This window comes from Microbacterium marinum, assembly GCF_014204835.1.
GTDB classification, from domain to species: Bacteria; Actinomycetota; Actinomycetes; order Actinomycetales; family Microbacteriaceae; genus Microbacterium; species Microbacterium marinum.
In genome coordinates this window covers 835780-850628 of record NZ_JACHMD010000001.1, presented here as the reverse complement: position 1 = coordinate 850628, position 14849 = coordinate 835780, and the positions used below count along the sequence as shown (strand labels likewise).

The window sequence follows — 14849 nt, the reverse complement described above, 5'->3', positions numbered from 1 at the left end:
AGATCCTTCCAAGGAATCATGTCTCCGGACATGCCGGGGCGAGTCAGGGCGTGTCGCAGGTGCCGCTGGCCGACGGCGGGATGCGAGTCAATCCTCCGTAATCACCAAGAAAGCGGTGCGCGAGTCAGACCGTACGGCTCCGCCGTCGCGGCCGCGGAGTTTCGGTTGGCCCGAGGGGCAATTCTGCCTCGATTGACCTGGCCAGCGGTTCCCAGGTGAGTTCCCGGGCTGCATACTCCGCAGCTCGAATCCCGCCGCTCCGTACTGTAGACGGCTCGGCAGCCAGCGTGGTCAACGTCGCCGCGAGGTCACCTACACCGTCGAGCACAGTTCCACCTCCCGCACGATTCACGTGGGTAGCGGCCGCGACGTTTGTCGTGACGACTGCGTAGCACCCGCTCAGCATGGCCTCCGCGACGGTGAGTGCGAAATTCTCATTATCGGACGGGAGGACAAAGACGCCTGATTGAGAGTACAGCCACGACCTCTCGTGCGCGTCGACCCGGCCCGTGAATAGCACTTGGTCCGCAATATCCAAGTGACGAGCCTTCTCGCTCAGCTCAGCGACCGTAAGCTCATCGTCCGGACCTGCGATGATGAGACGCGACCCAGTTCGACCTATCCCGCTGGTAGCCCAAGCATCGAGTAGGACTTCCGGCCGCTTCTTCCTCGCTAGCCGCCCCAGGAACAGGTAGACCGACTCGCGGGGCGTTCGTTCCAGCCACTCCTCGACTGAACGCATGGGCCTCTCCTGAGCCAAGGTTGCGCCGAGGGGAGCGACCCGCGCCTGTTCGGTACGCACGACATCGGCTGCGTGCTGGGCCTCTGATTCCGAGGCAAACTGCACATAGCTCGCATTGCGCAGCATGCGACTTCCGATTAGCCATCCGTAGATGACTTTCTGGACACGCGATTGGGCTCTCTGGTACGGTTCGAGCCCACCGTGGGGCTGAATTCCGTACGGGACCCCCCATCTACGCGCCGCGATATATGCGGCGGCGTGTGGGATCAGGTATTGGCCGTGCATATGGACGAGGTCCGCACTCCTCACCTCGCAAACTATTGCGCGAAGTAGGCCCCAGCTATTTTGGAGGCGACGCGGGGCACTTGCTTTGTAGGCTGCGATTTGTGCGCCGCCGTGTACAAGTTGTTCGATCTCGTCATCGGAGAGTTGGGGTCCCGATCCGTTGAGCCGGGACGTGAGGAGAAGTGCGTCAACTCCGCGAGCGTTGAGCTGCTTGTTCAGCTCAACGCTCCCTGTCGATGGACCTCCGTACTTGGTAGCTATGACTGAGATCACCTGGACGATCTTCATGCGATTGCCCCAGCCACATCGAACAAATCGGCTTCGACGGTTCGCCAGTCAACGGATGTTGATTCGCTCCAGATGGGAACCTCGCGCGTGAACGCAGCAAGATGAGACACCGATGTCGTGCCCACGAGGACGCGAGCCTGCGGATATCGCCTGATCGCCGCCGCCACGAGAAGGCCGGTGACCGCATAGTCGTCGGTGTCTGAACGGAGATTCCAGCGATCAAGCACGGCAGCGCGGTCCGCAGATAGTGCACCAAACCGCGTTCGGAGTGTCGAGACCGCGGCGTAGAGCACGTCCGCCTGGACGTCAAGGTGCGCGTCTGTCAATGGAAGTTGCATGACCGGCGATCCGTCGACGACCGTCGAAGGGTACGACTGGAGAAGACTGTGCGAACCCGAAATGCCGATGGACTTGATCGGCAGGTCGGTAGCGCGCAACTGCTCCCAGAGTGCAGTCCACTCGTCGCTCCATTCGATCTCGTGCGAGAGATAAGTCTCTACAGAGTCCAAGCGAAGCGCCGCGAGACTCAAGTCAAGGTTGGCCCTGAACTCGTCGAGGGCCGGCGCATCGGTGGAACGCACTCCGCCGCTTGTTTGGCGAAACGCGTGCCGAACTCCGGGGACTGCCCTTGCAACCCATCGCGCAGGCTGCTGAAGTCTGCGGATCATCGATCCAGCCTGCGTCACGTCACGGCCGAACTTCGTCGCCACTTGTAGGTCCGTGGCCCCGCGTCCCACGAGTTTCCCGATCTCGGCCTCGGCTGTACCAAAGCCGTATATCGGCGCAACGTCGAAATAACGGAACCCCTGCTCGTATGCAGCGTCCAGGAGTCGTTCGCGACGACCCGCATTGGGCTCACGCATGACCGTAGCCATCCCAAGGCCCAGCCGGTTCTGTACAAGATCAGTCAATTTGTTGCACCATTCGGTCGGCCAGCGCTAGCGCGGTGAAAGTTGGGTTCGCAACACCACCCGAGGGAAACACTGATGCGCCAGCGACCCAGGCCCCATCCAAGTCGTGGATCTGGCAGTCCGAGTCGACGACCGAGTCCCGTGCTTCACGACCCATCCGAGCTCCGCCCATCATGTGCTTCGTATCCACGAACTCGTGACTATCGATTGGAGTAGCGGAAACGACACCGCAGTCGGCATTGAGTATTCGCTCAGTCGCGAGCACGCCCACTCTCTTGATTGAAGCTCGCTCCGCGTCACTGATGTCCCATACAACGTCTAGGTGGCCGTCGTTTGGGTCGGGTCGCCAGGTGATTGAACGAGAGACGCGCGGCGGTTGCTCGACGTCAACCCGCAGGTACGGTGTCGCAAACTGTGGAAGGACACGTTGCCCGCTCACCAGAGCCCTCGCGGTTGCGTCTGCGACTTGCGTGAGCTCTCGAGGCATCCGACGTATGCCCTCGCCAGTTACCCTCGCGCGACCGAGCTGTCGAAGCGACGCCTGCTGTACGTCAAACTCCCAATGAGCGTAGGCAGGCAAGACCGACTCTCGACGGACTAGCGCAGGAGTGGTGACGAGTTTAAGTGTGGTTCGCACTCCGCCCCGACGCCTGTGCGCGAAAGCACGGCGATACAGGTTCCAGTCTGAAACCTGAAAGCGCGCGACTCGAGCCGATACGTGGTCCATGAATCCGTGACCTACGTGTTCGTTTGCACCCGCACCCAAGGACTTCGACAGCACGCGAACATTTCCGAGCGTGCCGGCCGCGACGACAACTCGGTCGACGACATCAACGAACCGCTGGTGCGACGAGAGGTCACGATAGTGGATGCGAAACTGCGTTCCGTGGGGCTCGAATCGATCCACAATCGCACCGCGCCTTTGCGCAACCGTCGCGAGATGTCGCGAGAGCGACGAGTTCCTTGTGAAGTCGCGTTGCCTCTTGGGCATCCACGTCGATCTGCGTACCGTGAAGTTTTCGTCGGATCGCAGGACCTCCTCGTCACCACTTAGACCCTCGTGGATTATGCCGTGGATCGGGGGAAGGCCAAGGTTAGTGCGCACCGCCTCATAGTGGGGCAGCAGTTCATCGTATCGGAGCGGCCACGAGGACCCCGTGAGGCCTTCGAACTCCCAAGCCTCCCAGGGCAGTAACTGGCCACCCCAAATCTTGCTCGTCCCCCCCCATGCAGACAACCACGCGTCCGTACTTCCGGCGTGAGAGCCGAGCGACCGATTCGATCCGAGAAGAAGATCTGGGGCAGCGCTGCGTGCGTTGGCCTCATAAACAGTGACCGCTGAAGAAGCAGCCAGTCGGGCCGCGACATACAGTGCAACGGTGCCTCCGCCGATCACCGCGATCGATAAGGCTTTGCTCACGAAACGTGTACCGTTCCGCGAGAAAGTTCTCGAGTCTTGACTCCGATTTGCCAGTAGTACGTCGCGAGTGCTGTGGCGTAGTCGAACCCGGCGCGGCCGTCGAGGAAGCCGGCCCGCGCGATATAGGCGTAGCCGAAGAAGAGCGCGGGCTTGAACGGTACCGCGTCGAAGAACTTGCCTTTCAGCGTGCGCTTGCTGGCGATATCCTTCCGCAGTTCCTCGTTCATACGCAGGTGCGCTTCCCAATCGGAGTAGCGGTTGTGTCGCGCGAACCAGCTCGAAACGGGGTCTCGGTCATCGTGAACGATGCGGTTTCCCAACTTGCCTATGGGAGCCAGCACCTCGGGCTGGTAGTGACCCTCAACCTCCCGAATGCCCGGGGCACCCAAGTCGTCGATAACGGGAAATCTTGCCCGTTCGACGTGCAGCAATGACCGCTTCGTGACAACGTGACCGTAACGAAGATACTTTCCCGCGAACCGGTAGAGCAGGTTGATGTCATAAGCCCCCTCCGCCGCGCTCTCGAGCACAGGCTGGAGCTCTGCGAGTTCCTTGACGAGAGACCCAGAGGGAAACTCGTCAGCATCAAGAAGGAGGACCCACTTATTCTTCGTGCCGGCGTTCTCGAGCGCCCACTGCTTCTTCTTGGGGTACTGACCGTTCCAGGCGAAGTCGACGACGCGTGCGCCATGCGACGTCGCGATTTCTACGGTGCGATCATCGCTCAGAGAGTCGACGACGATGACGTCATCGAAGTGCTTCAGCCGCTCCAGCGTGTTGCCGAGTCCTGCTTCTTCGTTCTTGGTGAGCACGATCACTGAGATCGTCGAGATACGTGTCATGCGGCTGCTCCTGCGAATCGGTCGGCGACGAACGCGGCCGGGTTTCCGCCCCACACCTCGGCGGCGGGAATCTCGTTGCCGTCAAGGAGTGTGAGCGGGCGGACGAGCGCTGAGCGGCCCACACGCGTTCCGCCGAGCACCACACAGCGCGAGGTGATCCAGGCGCCGGCCTCGACGTGAATCGGGCGGGTGATGAGCGCCATGTCACTTCGATGAGCGTGCGAACCCGTCGTCAAGAAGGTCTCCTGTGAGATGACGACGTCGTTGGCGATGTGAATGTGGTCTTGATTATGGAACCACACTCCCTCGCCGATCCACGAACGGTCGCCGATGTGCAGCTTCCACGGGAACTTCACCCGCGTGCGCGGGCGGAAGACCACACCGTCGCCGATCTCCGCGCCGAACGCCCTCAGCACCCGCACCCGGAGGCCGGAACTGATCTGCCACGGGTTGATCACGAACAGCAGCTCGCACACTGCCCAGAGGTAGACGACCCACGCCGGGCGATCCCAGGCCGCTCGCTCGCCGGGGGCTTTCGAGAGGTCGATCACCGGGATATCAGACATCGTCCACCTTCTGAAACCAGACCGAAACCGTCGCGCGGCTAGGGTCATGAACATGTCGCGTCCCGCCCCCGCAGTCACTGTACTGGGAGTCAACTACCCTCCCGAGCCGACCGGGATCTCCCCCTACACCGGTGCGATGATGCGCGGCCTGACGAGGCGAGGATACCGGACTCACGTGGTCACGACGCATCCTCATTATCCGGAGTGGCGTGTGTCGCCAGGTTACGGGCAGTGGTCGCGGAGCGAACATCTCGACGGCGCCGACGTGCTGCGCCTTCGTCATTACGTGCCGCGCAAGCCCAGCGGCATCCGTCGTCTGCTCTCCGAACTCAGCTTCGGAGCGAGGCTCCTCGCGGCACCGCTCCGGCAGCCCGACGCCGTCATCGCCGTCTCCCCCGCCCTCTTCTCGTCAGCACTGGCGGCCCTCCGCCTCAAGATCTTCTACCGCCAGACCCCCCTCATCGTCTGGGTGCAGGACCTCTACTGGCTCGGCATGCGCGAGACCGGCCAAGCCGGCGGCCTCAGCAGCCGCATCATCCAGCTGACCGAGAAGTGGCTGCTGTCGAAGGCAGACCGCGTCGTCGTCATCCACGACCGATTCGCCGAGCGCGTGAGCGACGACTTCGACATCCCCCGCGAACGCATCCACGTCGTACGCAACTGGACGCACCTCGCCCCCACCCCGCCCACCGACCGCGCCGCCGCAAGAGCCACCCTCGGTTGGGGTGACGAGGTCGTCGTGCTGCACGCCGGCAACATGGGCATCAAACAAGGCCTCGGCAACGTCGTCGACGCCGCCCGACTCGCGGCCGAACGCGGCGAGAACGTGCGCTTCGTGCTCATGGGCGGCGGCGGCGAACGCGACCGCCTGCGCGCCCTCGGCGACGGCACCCCCACCCTGCAGTTCATCGACCCGCTGCCCGACACCGAGTTCTCCGCAGCCCTGGCCGCCGCCGACATCCTGCTCGTCAACGAGTACCCCGGCGTCAGCGAGATGGCGGTGCCGAGCAAACTGACGTCCTACTTCTCCAGCGGGCGGCCCGTCATCGCCGCCACCGATGAAAAGGGGATCACCGCCGATGAGATTCGCTCTGCAGGAGCAGGGGTCGTCGTGCCGGCCGGCAGCCCGAAGTCGTTGCTCACGGAGAGCCTCGCGCTCGGCCGCGATCATGCTCGCGCCGACGAGCTGGGGCAGAACGGCAAGCGTTATCGCGAGACGGTGCTCGACGAAACATTCGCGATCGATTCATTCGCTACGCTTCTCGAAACGCTCATCGACGGAGACCGCGCGCGGCCCTCGCGTGCGGCCGGGGAATGAGCAGACGGTCACTTCACGCAGGGGGAAGCTCACCTTGACTAAGCGCGCACTCATCACCGGCATCACTGGCCAGGACGGTTCTTACCTCGCCGAGCTGCTGCTTTCGAAGGGCTACGAGGTGCACGGGCTCATCCGTCGCGCCTCTACCTTCAACACGCACCGGATCGACCACCTCTACGTGGACCCGCATGACCCGAATGCGAAGCTCTTCCTTCACTACGGCGATCTCAGCGACGGCGCCCGCATGGTCACGCTCATGGCCGAGATCAACCCCGACGAGGTCTACAACCTCGCGGCGCAGTCGCACGTGCGCGTCTCGTTCGACGAGCCCGAGCACACGGCAGACACCACTGGCACGGGCACGGTCCGTCTGCTCGAGGCGGTTCGCCTCTCCGGGATCAAGACCCGGTTCTACCAGGCATCCACCTCCGAGCTCTTCGGCGCCACTCCCCCGCCGCAGGGGGAGGACACCCCGTTCTACCCGCGTTCTCCCTACGGTGTCGCGAAGCTCTACTCGTACTGGATCACGAAGAACTACCGCGAGGCGTACGACATGTTCGCGGTGAACGGCATCCTCTTCAACCACGAATCCCCGCGCCGTGGTGAGACCTTCGTCACCCGCAAGATCACCCGTGCCGTCGCCCGCATCAAGGCGGGGGTCCAGAAGGACGTCTACCTCGGCAACCTCGACTCCATCCGCGATTGGGGCTACGCGGCCGAGTACGTCGAGGGGATGTGGCGGATGCTGCAGGCGGATGAGCCCGAGGACTTCGTGCTCGGCACCGGTTCGGGCATCACCATCCGCGACTTCCTGGAGACCTCCTTCGGCCACGTCGGCCTCGACTGGCAGGAGTACGTGAAATTCGACGAGCGGTACCTCCGGCCGACCGAGGTCGATGCACTCATCGCCGACCCCTCGAAGGCCGCCGACAAGCTCGGCTGGGTTCCCACCATTCACGGGAAGGAACTGGCCAAGCTCATGGTTGACGCAGACGTGGAAGCGCTCGAAAAGGGACCGGACTGGATCGACACCGTCAAGCTCGCATCGTGGGGCACCGCGTGACCGCCGCCGTCGACGGGGTCGCGTACACCCCGGGCGAACTCGACCGCGACGCGACCTTCTACGTCGCCGGTCACCGCGGTCTCGTCGGCTCCGCCATCGTCCGCAAGCTCGAGGCGGAGGGATTCGCCCACGTCGTCGGCAAGACCTCGGCGGAACTCGACCTCAAGAACCGCGACGACGTCTTCGCGTACATGGCGGAGATCAAGCCCCGCTACATCGTCCTCGCCGCGGCGAAGGTCGGTGGCATCCTCGCCAACAGCACGTACCCGGTCGACTTCCTCTCGGACAACATGCGGATCCAAACAAACGTGCTCGACGCGGCGCTCGCAAACGACGTGGAGCGCGTTGCGTTCCTCGGTTCGTCGTGCATCTATCCGAAGTTCGCCGAGCAGCCGATCCGCGAGGACTCGCTTCTCACCGGGCACCTCGAGCCCACGAACGACGCATACGCGATCGCCAAGATCGCCGGCATCCTCCACACCCAGGCAGTTCGCCGCCAGTACGGGCTCCCGTGGATCAGCGCGATGCCGACCAACCTCTACGGACCCAACGACAACTTCTCGCCGAAGGGTTCGCACGTGCTGCCGGCGCTCATCCGTCGTTACGACGATGCCGCGAAGACCGGTGCCGACTCCGTCACGAACTGGGGCACGGGTACACCCCGCCGCGAGTTCCTCCACTCGGACGACATGGCCGACGCCGTCCTGCACCTTATGGAGCACTACGACGGCCCCGACCAGGTGAACGTGGGTACCGGTACCGACGTCACGATCCGAGAGATCGCAGAGACGATCGGGCAGGTCACGGGTTTCGCGGGCGAAACTGAGTGGGACACCACGAAGCCCGACGGCACGCCGCAGAAACTGCTCGACGTCTCGAAGCTCGCCGAGGCGGGCTGGATGGCGAAGATCAGCCTTCAGGAAGGCCTGGAGCGGACGGTCGCCTGGTACCGCGACCACGTCGACACCATTCGCGAGTAACGCGTGATCCGGCACATCGTGCTGTTCCGCGTGTACGACCACATCTCTGAAGCAGACGTCGATGCGGCGATTGCCTCGCTTCGCGCACTCGAGGCGCTGCCATCGGTGCTGTCGTGGCGGGTCGAGCGATCGTCGGATATGCGGAAGGGGCGGGTGATCGTCGAGGATGCGTCGTTCGCATCCGAGGCGGACTTTGCCGAGTTTCGGCGCGACCCGTCGCACGTCGCTGCGGGCGAGATGATGGCGGGGCTGTCGGACTGGTTGAACGGGGACTACGAAGCCGGATCCGAGATGCCGAACTAAGCACGTGCGATAACGCGGGTCGTGCGTAGCATCGGGATCATGCCAACTGGCCCGAAACACACCCGCTCGTACGACCTCGGTCACCCTGACGGGTCCATCGAACAGGTTTGCGAGGACTGCCGCTGCATGATCGGCGACGACCATAACGACAGCGACAGCCTCAGCGCGTATGAAGCCGAAGACATTTACATGTCAAGCGGAATGGACAAGGACGACGACTTCAGATGATCGGTGCATTCGGGATACGACGAGTGCGCTCGTCTGATCACGAACAGCGTGTTTGACGTTCGAGCGCATTCCCCGGAACTCGCCAATCGTGGCGTTTAGTTCAGCCCGGCTGCTGATTCACAAGAAGGTGGATCAACTGATCGGACCCCGGCCACATGCTCGCGGCCAACCGGTCGATCGGAAACCAAGCGAAGTCCAGGGCCTCGTTGCGGGGTGCGGGCGTCCCAGTGAGCTCGACGACGTAGGAGAGGCCGATGGCGTGCTTGCGGGGGTCGTCGCCGTGGGTGGTGCCGTCGGTGGGGGCGATGTCGGGCGGGAACCACTCGTAAACGTAGTCAGGCTGAGCGTTCGGCTCGATCGCGAGGTCGACGTCGAGGGTGTCGCGAGCGTGGCGGCGAAGTGCCTGCACGATCGTCTCGCCTCGATTCACGCGGCCGCCGAGGTGGCACCACACCTCACCGAACGGCGAATCGCGAAGGATCAGCCCGACTTCGGTCTTGCCCTCGGGAGTCATCCGTACGGGGACGAAGTCGACACAGGCAATCGGCATCGACTGCTCGATCTGGGCGTACAGATCATCGGGCAAGAACGTCATGCGGACATTCTTGCGTGCGGCATCCGCCCGCCCCGATTGCGCTACTGCGAGCGGTGCGCGCGGACGCGGAACCAGAGGCTCAGCTCGTGCGCGGCGCGCAGTGCGGCGCTCGGGTCGGCGCTGTTTTCGAGGTCCGCGAACGTGTCGCGGAAGCCGGACGGCGCGGCATCCGTCGGTGCTTCGATGCGCTCGTAGCCCATCGTCCACTCCGCGAACTCGCGAGCCTCGATCGGTGAATCCACCAGCACCCGCATGTCATGGTGCCGCCCGTCGAGCGCGATGCGCTCCACGAGCGGGCGCACCACCGACTCGCGACCCTCCAGCACCTGGAAGAATCGGCCCGCCCGGTACAGCAACATGCCGGTCACCCCGGCATCCGCGTTCGAGGCACGACACTGGGCGAGCAACGCCTCGAGCTCGCGCTCATCGAACGCTGCCGTCGCCGTACTGGAGTACAGCACCGAGATCAGTCCGTCATGCCTCATGCGCGCGCCGCCTCACTCCGACGTGCCGCCGCGTCGGCGCCCATCGACACAACCTGCATCGCCGACACCAGATCGCCGAACCGGCCTACCGGCTGCGATCGCATGTCGAACGCGACGAACACCCCGTCCGCCTGACGGTCGACGTATCCGAGAAAGTCGCCCGCCCCGCTCGCGAGATGGAACCCGTGCTCGACGCGAGCCCACACCACCCCGGCCGGGCGGGAGAGCGCAGCATCCGAAGGCATGCCGTGAGCGTATTCCGGCGACCGTCGGTCGGCCCATTCCTCGGCGGAGGATTGCGGGATGACACCGGGTGTGCATTCGCTGGCGCTCGCCCGTCCACTCCCCTACTCTCGGAGCAGTGCGCTGGGGCGCAGGCGGTTCAACTCGGGAACCGCCGAGGGGGAACATCATGAAAAGGGTCACTCGCGTGCGCGCGATTGCGATCGCTGCAGTCGCCATCCTGCTGGGATCGATGTTCGGATTCGTGTCGCCGGCGACAGCCGCGACCGGCGCGTCTATTTCGGGCACGGTCAGCGCGCCGGTCGGAATCAGCCTCGCCGAAGCGGACGTTGAAGTTCGGGCGTACACCGAAGCCGACTATCCGTGGGCGGCGGGCCGGTCGAAGGTCGCAGCCGATGGCACCTACACGATCGCGGGGCTCGAGCCCGGCACCTACAAGGTCAGTTTTGTAGCGCGTAACCACCTCGCTTGGGAGTGGTGGAACGACAAGACCGCGATGGGCGAGGCGTCCACCATTGCCTTGACAGCCGGACAGACCCGCGCCGGCATCAACGCCGCACTGGTGCGAGAGGCCCGCATCACCGGGAAGATCACCTACCCCGCGGGCACGGACACCGCCGATGTCTTCACGACTGCGTACGCGTACTCGGTCGTCGATTCCGCCCACTACGCCGCGAGCGGCGACGTTGAAGAGGACGGCTCGTTCGAGATCTCAGCGTTGCGACCCGGCGTCTACAAGATCCTCTATTCGACACACGACTACAGCGATCGTGCGAACAACAACATCGTCCAGACGCAGTGGCACGGCGGCGCGTACGACTTCTCCTCTGCCGCAACGGTGACTGTGACTGCGCCCGGCGGCAGCACCGCGCTCACGCACACGCTGTCATCCGGTCGAGTCATCTCGGGCACGATCACCGGAATCCGGCCTCCTGCGTCGTACCTTCGAGTGGGAGCGCACAACGGCGAGAACGAGGGCTACGCATCGACGGATGCGCGCGGGAATTACACGATCAGAGGCCTCGTGCCCGGGAAGTACACGGTCTCCTTCGACTTGAACTACGGCACCAACGGCGAGACTTCGAGCTCCGAGCGTCGTGAATGGTGGCAAGACAAGCATTCGCAGCCGACCGCGACCATAATCGATCTCACCTCTGCGGCGAGCCGTACGGGCGTCGACGCAGACCTCGACACGATCGCTGGCAAGCCCACTGCCCCGTCCGTCACCGGGACACCCGTCGTCGGCGGGACCGTCAAAGCGAGCCCCGGCGCGTGGCCGAACGTGGAACTCTCCTACCGATGGCTCGCCGACGGCACCCCGGTGCCGCGAGCGACCGCTGCCACACTCAAGATCCCGGGATCCCTCGCAGGCAAGCGCGTGAGCGTGGAAGTGTTCGCGATGACGGAGGCGAACTTCTGGCAGGTCCGATCATCTGCGACAACCGAGCGCATCCTCACCGTCGGCAGCCCCGCCGTGTCCGGAGCCGCCGCAGTTGGAGCGACGTTGTTGGTGAAACCCGGCGCGTGGACCTCGGGAACTCGATTCACGTACCAGTGGTACGCCGCCGGGAAGGCCATCAAGGGGGCGACGAAGTCCACCCTCGTGCTCGGAACCACGCATGCGGGGACCGCAATCACCGCGAAGGTCACCGGCACGAAGTCCGGGTTCACCACCGGAGCCGCAACCAGTAAGGCCACACTGAAAGTCGCGCGCACGGCGACGCCCACCATCTCGGGCACAGCGAGCGTCGGCAAGAGACTCACCGCCAAGCCGGGCACCTGGACGAGCGGCAGCCGCTTCTCATACCAGTGGTACGCCAGCGGCAAGGCGATCGTGGGCGCAACGAAGTCCACCCTCACCCTGACGAAGTCCCATAAGGCGAAGACCATCACGGTCAAGGTCACGGGCACCAAGTCCGGGTACACGACGGTCGCGAAAACCTCCGCGAAGACTCGGGCGGTGCGGTGATGCGGAAGGCAACGTTCGCCCGCGTCGTCAGCAGTGTCACGGCCGCGATCCTCATCGGACCGCTCCTGGCCGTCGCATCGCCCGCAGCCGCTTCAGAAGAGGGCGCGACGATCACCGGGAAGATCTCCGGGTCCGTCCGCGCCGACGGACTGCCGTTCGAAGGCATGGCCATCGCCTACCGGCAATCCCCCTCCGGTGGGTGGGTGTTGGAGAGCGTGGACGTCGCGGAGGCCGACGGGTCGTACGCGATCCGCGACCTTCCAGCAGGCAAGTACCGTGTGGAACTCACCGACTTCTTCCACGAGACGTGGGGGCCGAACGGAAAGGAGTCCGGCTGGCGGGAGTGGTGGAGCGACCAGTTCCTCGCGTCGGCGGCGACGACCCTCACGCTCGGAGCGACGACCACGGTGTCGGGCGTCGATGCTGATCTCGACACGCTCGGCGGAAAGCGGACTCTTTCCACGATTTCGGGGACGCAGACGACGGGCGGAACGGTGAGCGTCGCCGGGGGCGCATGGCCCAGCGGCATCCGAATGGCATATGCCTGGACCGCGGACGGCGAGTTCATCGAGGGCGCCACGAGCCGCACGCTGCGAGTCACGACTGGTCTGGCCGGAAAGCGACTCGGTGTTCGGGTCAAGGGCGAGTTCGCGCCGGGCGAGTTCCGTGAGCAGCGCATCGAGTCCGACGTGAAGGTCACGCGGAGCACCGTTCCGACCATCACCGCCGGCGCCTCCGTTGGGCGGAAGGTGTCGGCGAAACCCGGAACGTGGACATCCGGCACCTCCTTTGCCTACCAGTGGCTGAGCGACGGCAGAGCGATCGCCAGAGCGACTGCGGCGACCTACACACCGGCGGCGTCGGTTCGCGGCAAGAAACTCTCCGTTCGGGTCACCGGGACGAAACCGGGCTTCGCCGCGGTCACCCTCGTGTCGCCATCGGTCACCGTCAAGGCAGGCACGCTCACCGCCAAGACCCCGACGATTTCGGGCACGGCGAGTGTCGGCAAGAAGCTCACTGCGAAGCCGGGCACGTGGACGAGTGGCACTCGGCTCGCGTACCAGTGGTACGCCTCGAGCAAGGCACTGAAGGGCGCGACGAAGTCCACCCTTACGCTCACGAAGTCACACAAGGGCAAGACGATCAGCGTGAAGGTCACGGGCACGAAGTCCGGCTACACGACGGTCGCGAAGGCGTCGGCGAAGACTCGCGCCGTCCGGTGACCCGAGGGGTAGACGACCATGCTTGACGAGAGCGCATCGACAACGCCCGGGCAGGCGGCATCTGCACCGGCGAAGCGCTGGGGGCCGGCGCAGCTGTGTTGCTCGTCTGGATCACGTGCGGCTCGCTGCCGCTCTCGCTTGCCCTCGGCGCGTGGCACGAAGGGCTCGCGTGGAGGATCGAGATCGGCGAGCTGTTCGAGCCGTCCGACATCTCGTGGGCAGGCGCGCTCGGCTAGCTCAGCGGGTTCTTCGAGCGGGTGTTCATCGTCGCAGGCATCAGCGCACTTGTGCTGGGCGGCGTCGTAACGACGCTCGCGCACCACGCGAAGCGCGGCTGACGCGTTCACGCCGCCGAGTCGTCGATTGCGTCGGCGACACCCGGTTGCATCGGCTGGCAGTCGCGGCATCCCTCCTTCACTGTCGGATGCACGCGCTGGGGCGCGGCGGATCGTGGGGATCCGATGAGGGGGAACCGTCATGCATCACATCGCACCTGCGCGCGCAGTCGCCGCTGCGCTCGTGGTAGCCGGCATCGTGCTGGGCGCCGCGGCACCGGCATCCGCTGAGCCGACCGATCACCTGCCGACGCACACCGGCACGCTGACGGTCTCACTGCCCGAGTCGCCGCAGGCGCAGGAGGTTCTCACGGCCGAGCTCGGCGGCGACCTCTCCCCCGAGCCGACCTACACGGAATACACCTGGATCGTCGACGGCGAACCGCTCGCAGACGTCTGGGAAGAGACCCTCGACCTCGAGTGGCACGGCATCGCAGCAGGATCGGAGGTCTCGGTCATCGCCGAGTCGGCCGCGTTCGAGTACGAGCCGGGCGCCGCCAGCTCGCAGACCGTCACCGTCATCCCCGGTCCCACCCTCGACCTCGAGATCGTCAATGTGCCGAGCGGGCTCGGCATCGACCTCGTGGGCACGTACTTCCTCGACACCGGCCCCGTCAGCATCGAGCTGCACGACCAGCCCGAAGGCGCAGCAGCATCCTCGCCCGACCCTGTCCTCGACCCCGAGCCGACGGTACTCGGCACCGTCGAACCCGACAGCGACGGCGCATTCGTGTTCGCTGCGCCGCTCGCCGATGCGTCGAACTTCGTGCTGTACGTGCGGGACGCAGAGGGCGCCGTGCTCGCGTTCCAGTCGATGATGTTTATGGGGGCGGACGACCCGGTCCCGGAACCAACGCCCGATGCCCCCGCCGACGAGCGGCTCGCCGTCTCGGGCAAGGACGGCTCGCTTCTTGTCGTAGCGTCGGGCGGGGTGCTGATGCTCGGAGCCGGAGCGCTCATGCTGACGCGACGTTCATCGCTCCGACGTCAAGCCCAGCCCGCCGACGCCGCGGCGACATCTCGGCGTGACATGGGTGTGGCAGACTGAACCGC

At 64.8% G+C, this 14849-nt stretch carries 18 protein-coding genes; 10 read left to right on the top strand and 8 right to left on the bottom strand.

All coding sequences use genetic code 11. The annotated features are described in order from the left end of the window. Window positions 1–124: 124 nt before the first annotated feature. From BKA24_RS04195 to BKA24_RS15995, 3 genes are read right to left on the bottom strand one after another with little or no spacing between them, the layout of a single operon-like run. On the bottom strand, window positions 125–1315 hold the full coding sequence (locus BKA24_RS04195; RefSeq protein WP_184215472.1) for a glycosyltransferase: 1191 nt from the start codon (window positions 1313–1315) through the stop codon (window positions 125–127). Beyond that, window positions 1312–2226, bottom strand: coding sequence for an aldo/keto reductase (locus BKA24_RS04190; protein ID WP_343065921.1), 915 nt, complete (start codon window positions 2224–2226; stop codon window positions 1312–1314). The genes BKA24_RS04195 and BKA24_RS04190 overlap by 4 nt, the downstream gene beginning before the upstream one ends. Then, the gene (locus BKA24_RS15995; protein WP_425488717.1) at window positions 2219–2713 is read right to left on the bottom strand and encodes a GMC family oxidoreductase; all 495 of its coding nucleotides are present in this window, start codon (window positions 2711–2713) and stop codon (window positions 2219–2221) included. The genes BKA24_RS04190 and BKA24_RS15995 overlap by 8 nt, the downstream gene beginning before the upstream one ends. A gap of 246 nt (window positions 2714–2959) precedes the next feature. Here BKA24_RS15995 and BKA24_RS04180 point away from each other — a divergent pair, with 246 nt between their 5' ends. Beyond that, a complete protein-coding gene (locus BKA24_RS04180; protein WP_184215466.1) occupies window positions 2960–3280 on the top strand; it encodes a hypothetical protein in 321 nt (106 codons plus the stop codon). Between the two features lie 362 nt (window positions 3281–3642). On the opposite strand, the gene BKA24_RS04175 is transcribed toward BKA24_RS04180, so the two are convergent. Further along, window positions 3643–4488, bottom strand: coding sequence for a glycosyltransferase family 2 protein (locus BKA24_RS04175; protein WP_184215464.1), 846 nt, complete (start codon window positions 4486–4488; stop codon window positions 3643–3645). Next, window positions 4485–5054, bottom strand: coding sequence for an LbetaH domain-containing protein (locus BKA24_RS04170; RefSeq protein ID WP_246367010.1), 570 nt, complete (start codon window positions 5052–5054; stop codon window positions 4485–4487). The genes BKA24_RS04175 and BKA24_RS04170 overlap by 4 nt, the downstream gene beginning before the upstream one ends. Before the next feature lie 46 nt (window positions 5055–5100). Between BKA24_RS04170 and BKA24_RS04165 the strand changes: the two genes are divergently transcribed. The 5 genes from BKA24_RS04165 to BKA24_RS04145 are packed head-to-tail and all read left to right on the top strand — an operon-like array spanning window position 5101 to window position 8946. After that, window positions 5101–6372: a glycosyltransferase gene (locus BKA24_RS04165; protein ID WP_343065919.1), complete on the top strand. Its 1272-nt coding sequence runs from the start codon at window positions 5101–5103 to the stop codon at window positions 6370–6372. Window positions 6373–6406: 34 nt separating this feature from the next. Further along, window positions 6407–7435 carry a GDP-mannose 4,6-dehydratase gene (gene gmd, locus BKA24_RS04160; protein WP_184215460.1) on the top strand — a complete coding sequence of 343 codons (1029 nt, stop codon included), beginning with the start codon at window positions 6407–6409 and terminating at the stop codon, window positions 7433–7435. Next, on the top strand, window positions 7420–8415 hold the full coding sequence (locus BKA24_RS04155) for a GDP-L-fucose synthase family protein (protein ID WP_343065918.1): 996 nt from the start codon (window positions 7420–7422) through the stop codon (window positions 8413–8415). The genes gmd and BKA24_RS04155 overlap by 16 nt, the downstream gene beginning before the upstream one ends. Before the next feature lie 3 nt (window positions 8416–8418). Continuing rightward, window positions 8419–8718 carry a Dabb family protein gene (locus BKA24_RS04150; RefSeq protein WP_184215458.1) on the top strand — a complete coding sequence of 100 codons (300 nt, stop codon included), beginning with the start codon at window positions 8419–8421 and terminating at the stop codon, window positions 8716–8718. A gap of 39 nt (window positions 8719–8757) precedes the next feature. Continuing rightward, window positions 8758–8946, top strand: a complete 189-nt coding sequence (locus BKA24_RS04145; RefSeq protein WP_184215456.1) for a hypothetical protein — start codon at window positions 8758–8760, stop codon at window positions 8944–8946. A 100-nt stretch (window positions 8947–9046) separates the two neighbouring features. Here BKA24_RS04145 and BKA24_RS04140 read toward each other — a convergent pair whose 3' ends face one another. From BKA24_RS04140 to BKA24_RS04130, 3 genes are read right to left on the bottom strand one after another with little or no spacing between them, the layout of a single operon-like run. Then, entirely contained in the window at window positions 9047–9541 is a 495-nt protein-coding gene (locus BKA24_RS04140) for a DUF4916 domain-containing protein (protein ID WP_184215454.1), read from the bottom strand. Between the two features lie 41 nt (window positions 9542–9582). Beyond that, on the bottom strand, window positions 9583–10026 hold the full coding sequence (locus BKA24_RS04135) for a BLUF domain-containing protein (RefSeq protein ID WP_184215452.1): 444 nt from the start codon (window positions 10024–10026) through the stop codon (window positions 9583–9585). Beyond that, a complete protein-coding gene (locus tag BKA24_RS04130) occupies window positions 10023–10271 on the bottom strand; it encodes a hypothetical protein (RefSeq protein WP_184215450.1) in 249 nt (82 codons plus the stop codon). Before BKA24_RS04130 ends, BKA24_RS04135 begins: the two co-directional genes overlap by 4 nt. Before the next feature lie 167 nt (window positions 10272–10438). Here BKA24_RS04130 and BKA24_RS04125 point away from each other — a divergent pair, with 167 nt between their 5' ends. The 4 genes from BKA24_RS04125 to BKA24_RS04110 all read left to right on the top strand — a co-directional run bounded on the left by BKA24_RS04125 (window position 10439) and on the right by BKA24_RS04110 (window position 14844). Beyond that, window positions 10439–12238 (top strand): carboxypeptidase regulatory-like domain-containing protein, encoded by a 1800-nt coding sequence (locus tag BKA24_RS04125; protein WP_184215448.1) that lies wholly within the window; start codon window positions 10439–10441, stop codon window positions 12236–12238. Then, window positions 12238–13461, top strand: coding sequence for a hypothetical protein (locus BKA24_RS04120; protein ID WP_184215446.1), 1224 nt, complete (start codon window positions 12238–12240; stop codon window positions 13459–13461). The genes BKA24_RS04125 and BKA24_RS04120 overlap by 1 nt, the downstream gene beginning before the upstream one ends. Window positions 13462–13556: 95 nt before the next feature. Continuing rightward, the gene (locus tag BKA24_RS04115) at window positions 13557–13697 is read left to right on the top strand and encodes a hypothetical protein (protein ID WP_184215444.1); all 141 of its coding nucleotides are present in this window, start codon (window positions 13557–13559) and stop codon (window positions 13695–13697) included. A gap of 241 nt (window positions 13698–13938) precedes the next feature. Then, window positions 13939–14844, top strand: coding sequence for a hypothetical protein (locus BKA24_RS04110; protein WP_184215442.1), 906 nt, complete (start codon window positions 13939–13941; stop codon window positions 14842–14844). Window positions 14845–14849 lie beyond the last annotated feature (5 nt).

Excerpts from the sequence above, each read along its gene's own strand:
- BKA24_RS04195 (WP_184215472.1), bottom strand. The coding sequence starts at position 1,315 with ATGAAGATCGTCCAGGTGATCTCAGTCATAGCTACCAAGTACGGAGGT.
- BKA24_RS15995 (WP_425488717.1), bottom strand. The coding sequence starts at position 2,713 with ATGCCTCGAGAGCTCACGCAAGTCGCAGACGCAACCGCGAGGGCTCTG.
- BKA24_RS04175 (WP_184215464.1), bottom strand. The coding sequence starts at position 4,488 with ATGACACGTATCTCGACGATCTCAGTGATCGTGCTCACCAAGAACGAA.
- BKA24_RS04170 (WP_246367010.1), bottom strand. The coding sequence starts at position 5,054 with ATGTCTGATATCCCGGTGATCGACCTCTCGAAAGCCCCCGGCGAGCGA.
- BKA24_RS04165 (WP_343065919.1), top strand. The coding sequence starts at position 5,101 with ATGAACATGTCGCGTCCCGCCCCCGCAGTCACTGTACTGGGAGTCAAC.
- BKA24_RS04145 (WP_184215456.1), top strand. The coding sequence starts at position 8,758 with ATGCCAACTGGCCCGAAACACACCCGCTCGTACGACCTCGGTCACCCT.
- BKA24_RS04140 (WP_184215454.1), bottom strand. The coding sequence starts at position 9,541 with ATGACGTTCTTGCCCGATGATCTGTACGCCCAGATCGAGCAGTCGATG.
- BKA24_RS04135 (WP_184215452.1), bottom strand. The coding sequence starts at position 10,026 with ATGAGGCATGACGGACTGATCTCGGTGCTGTACTCCAGTACGGCGACG.
- BKA24_RS04130 (WP_184215450.1), bottom strand. The coding sequence starts at position 10,271 with ATGCCTTCGGATGCTGCGCTCTCCCGCCCGGCCGGGGTGGTGTGGGCT.
- BKA24_RS04125 (WP_184215448.1), top strand. The coding sequence starts at position 10,439 with ATGAAAAGGGTCACTCGCGTGCGCGCGATTGCGATCGCTGCAGTCGCC.
- BKA24_RS04120 (WP_184215446.1), top strand. The coding sequence starts at position 12,238 with ATGCGGAAGGCAACGTTCGCCCGCGTCGTCAGCAGTGTCACGGCCGCG.
- BKA24_RS04110 (WP_184215442.1), top strand. The coding sequence starts at position 13,939 with ATGCATCACATCGCACCTGCGCGCGCAGTCGCCGCTGCGCTCGTGGTA.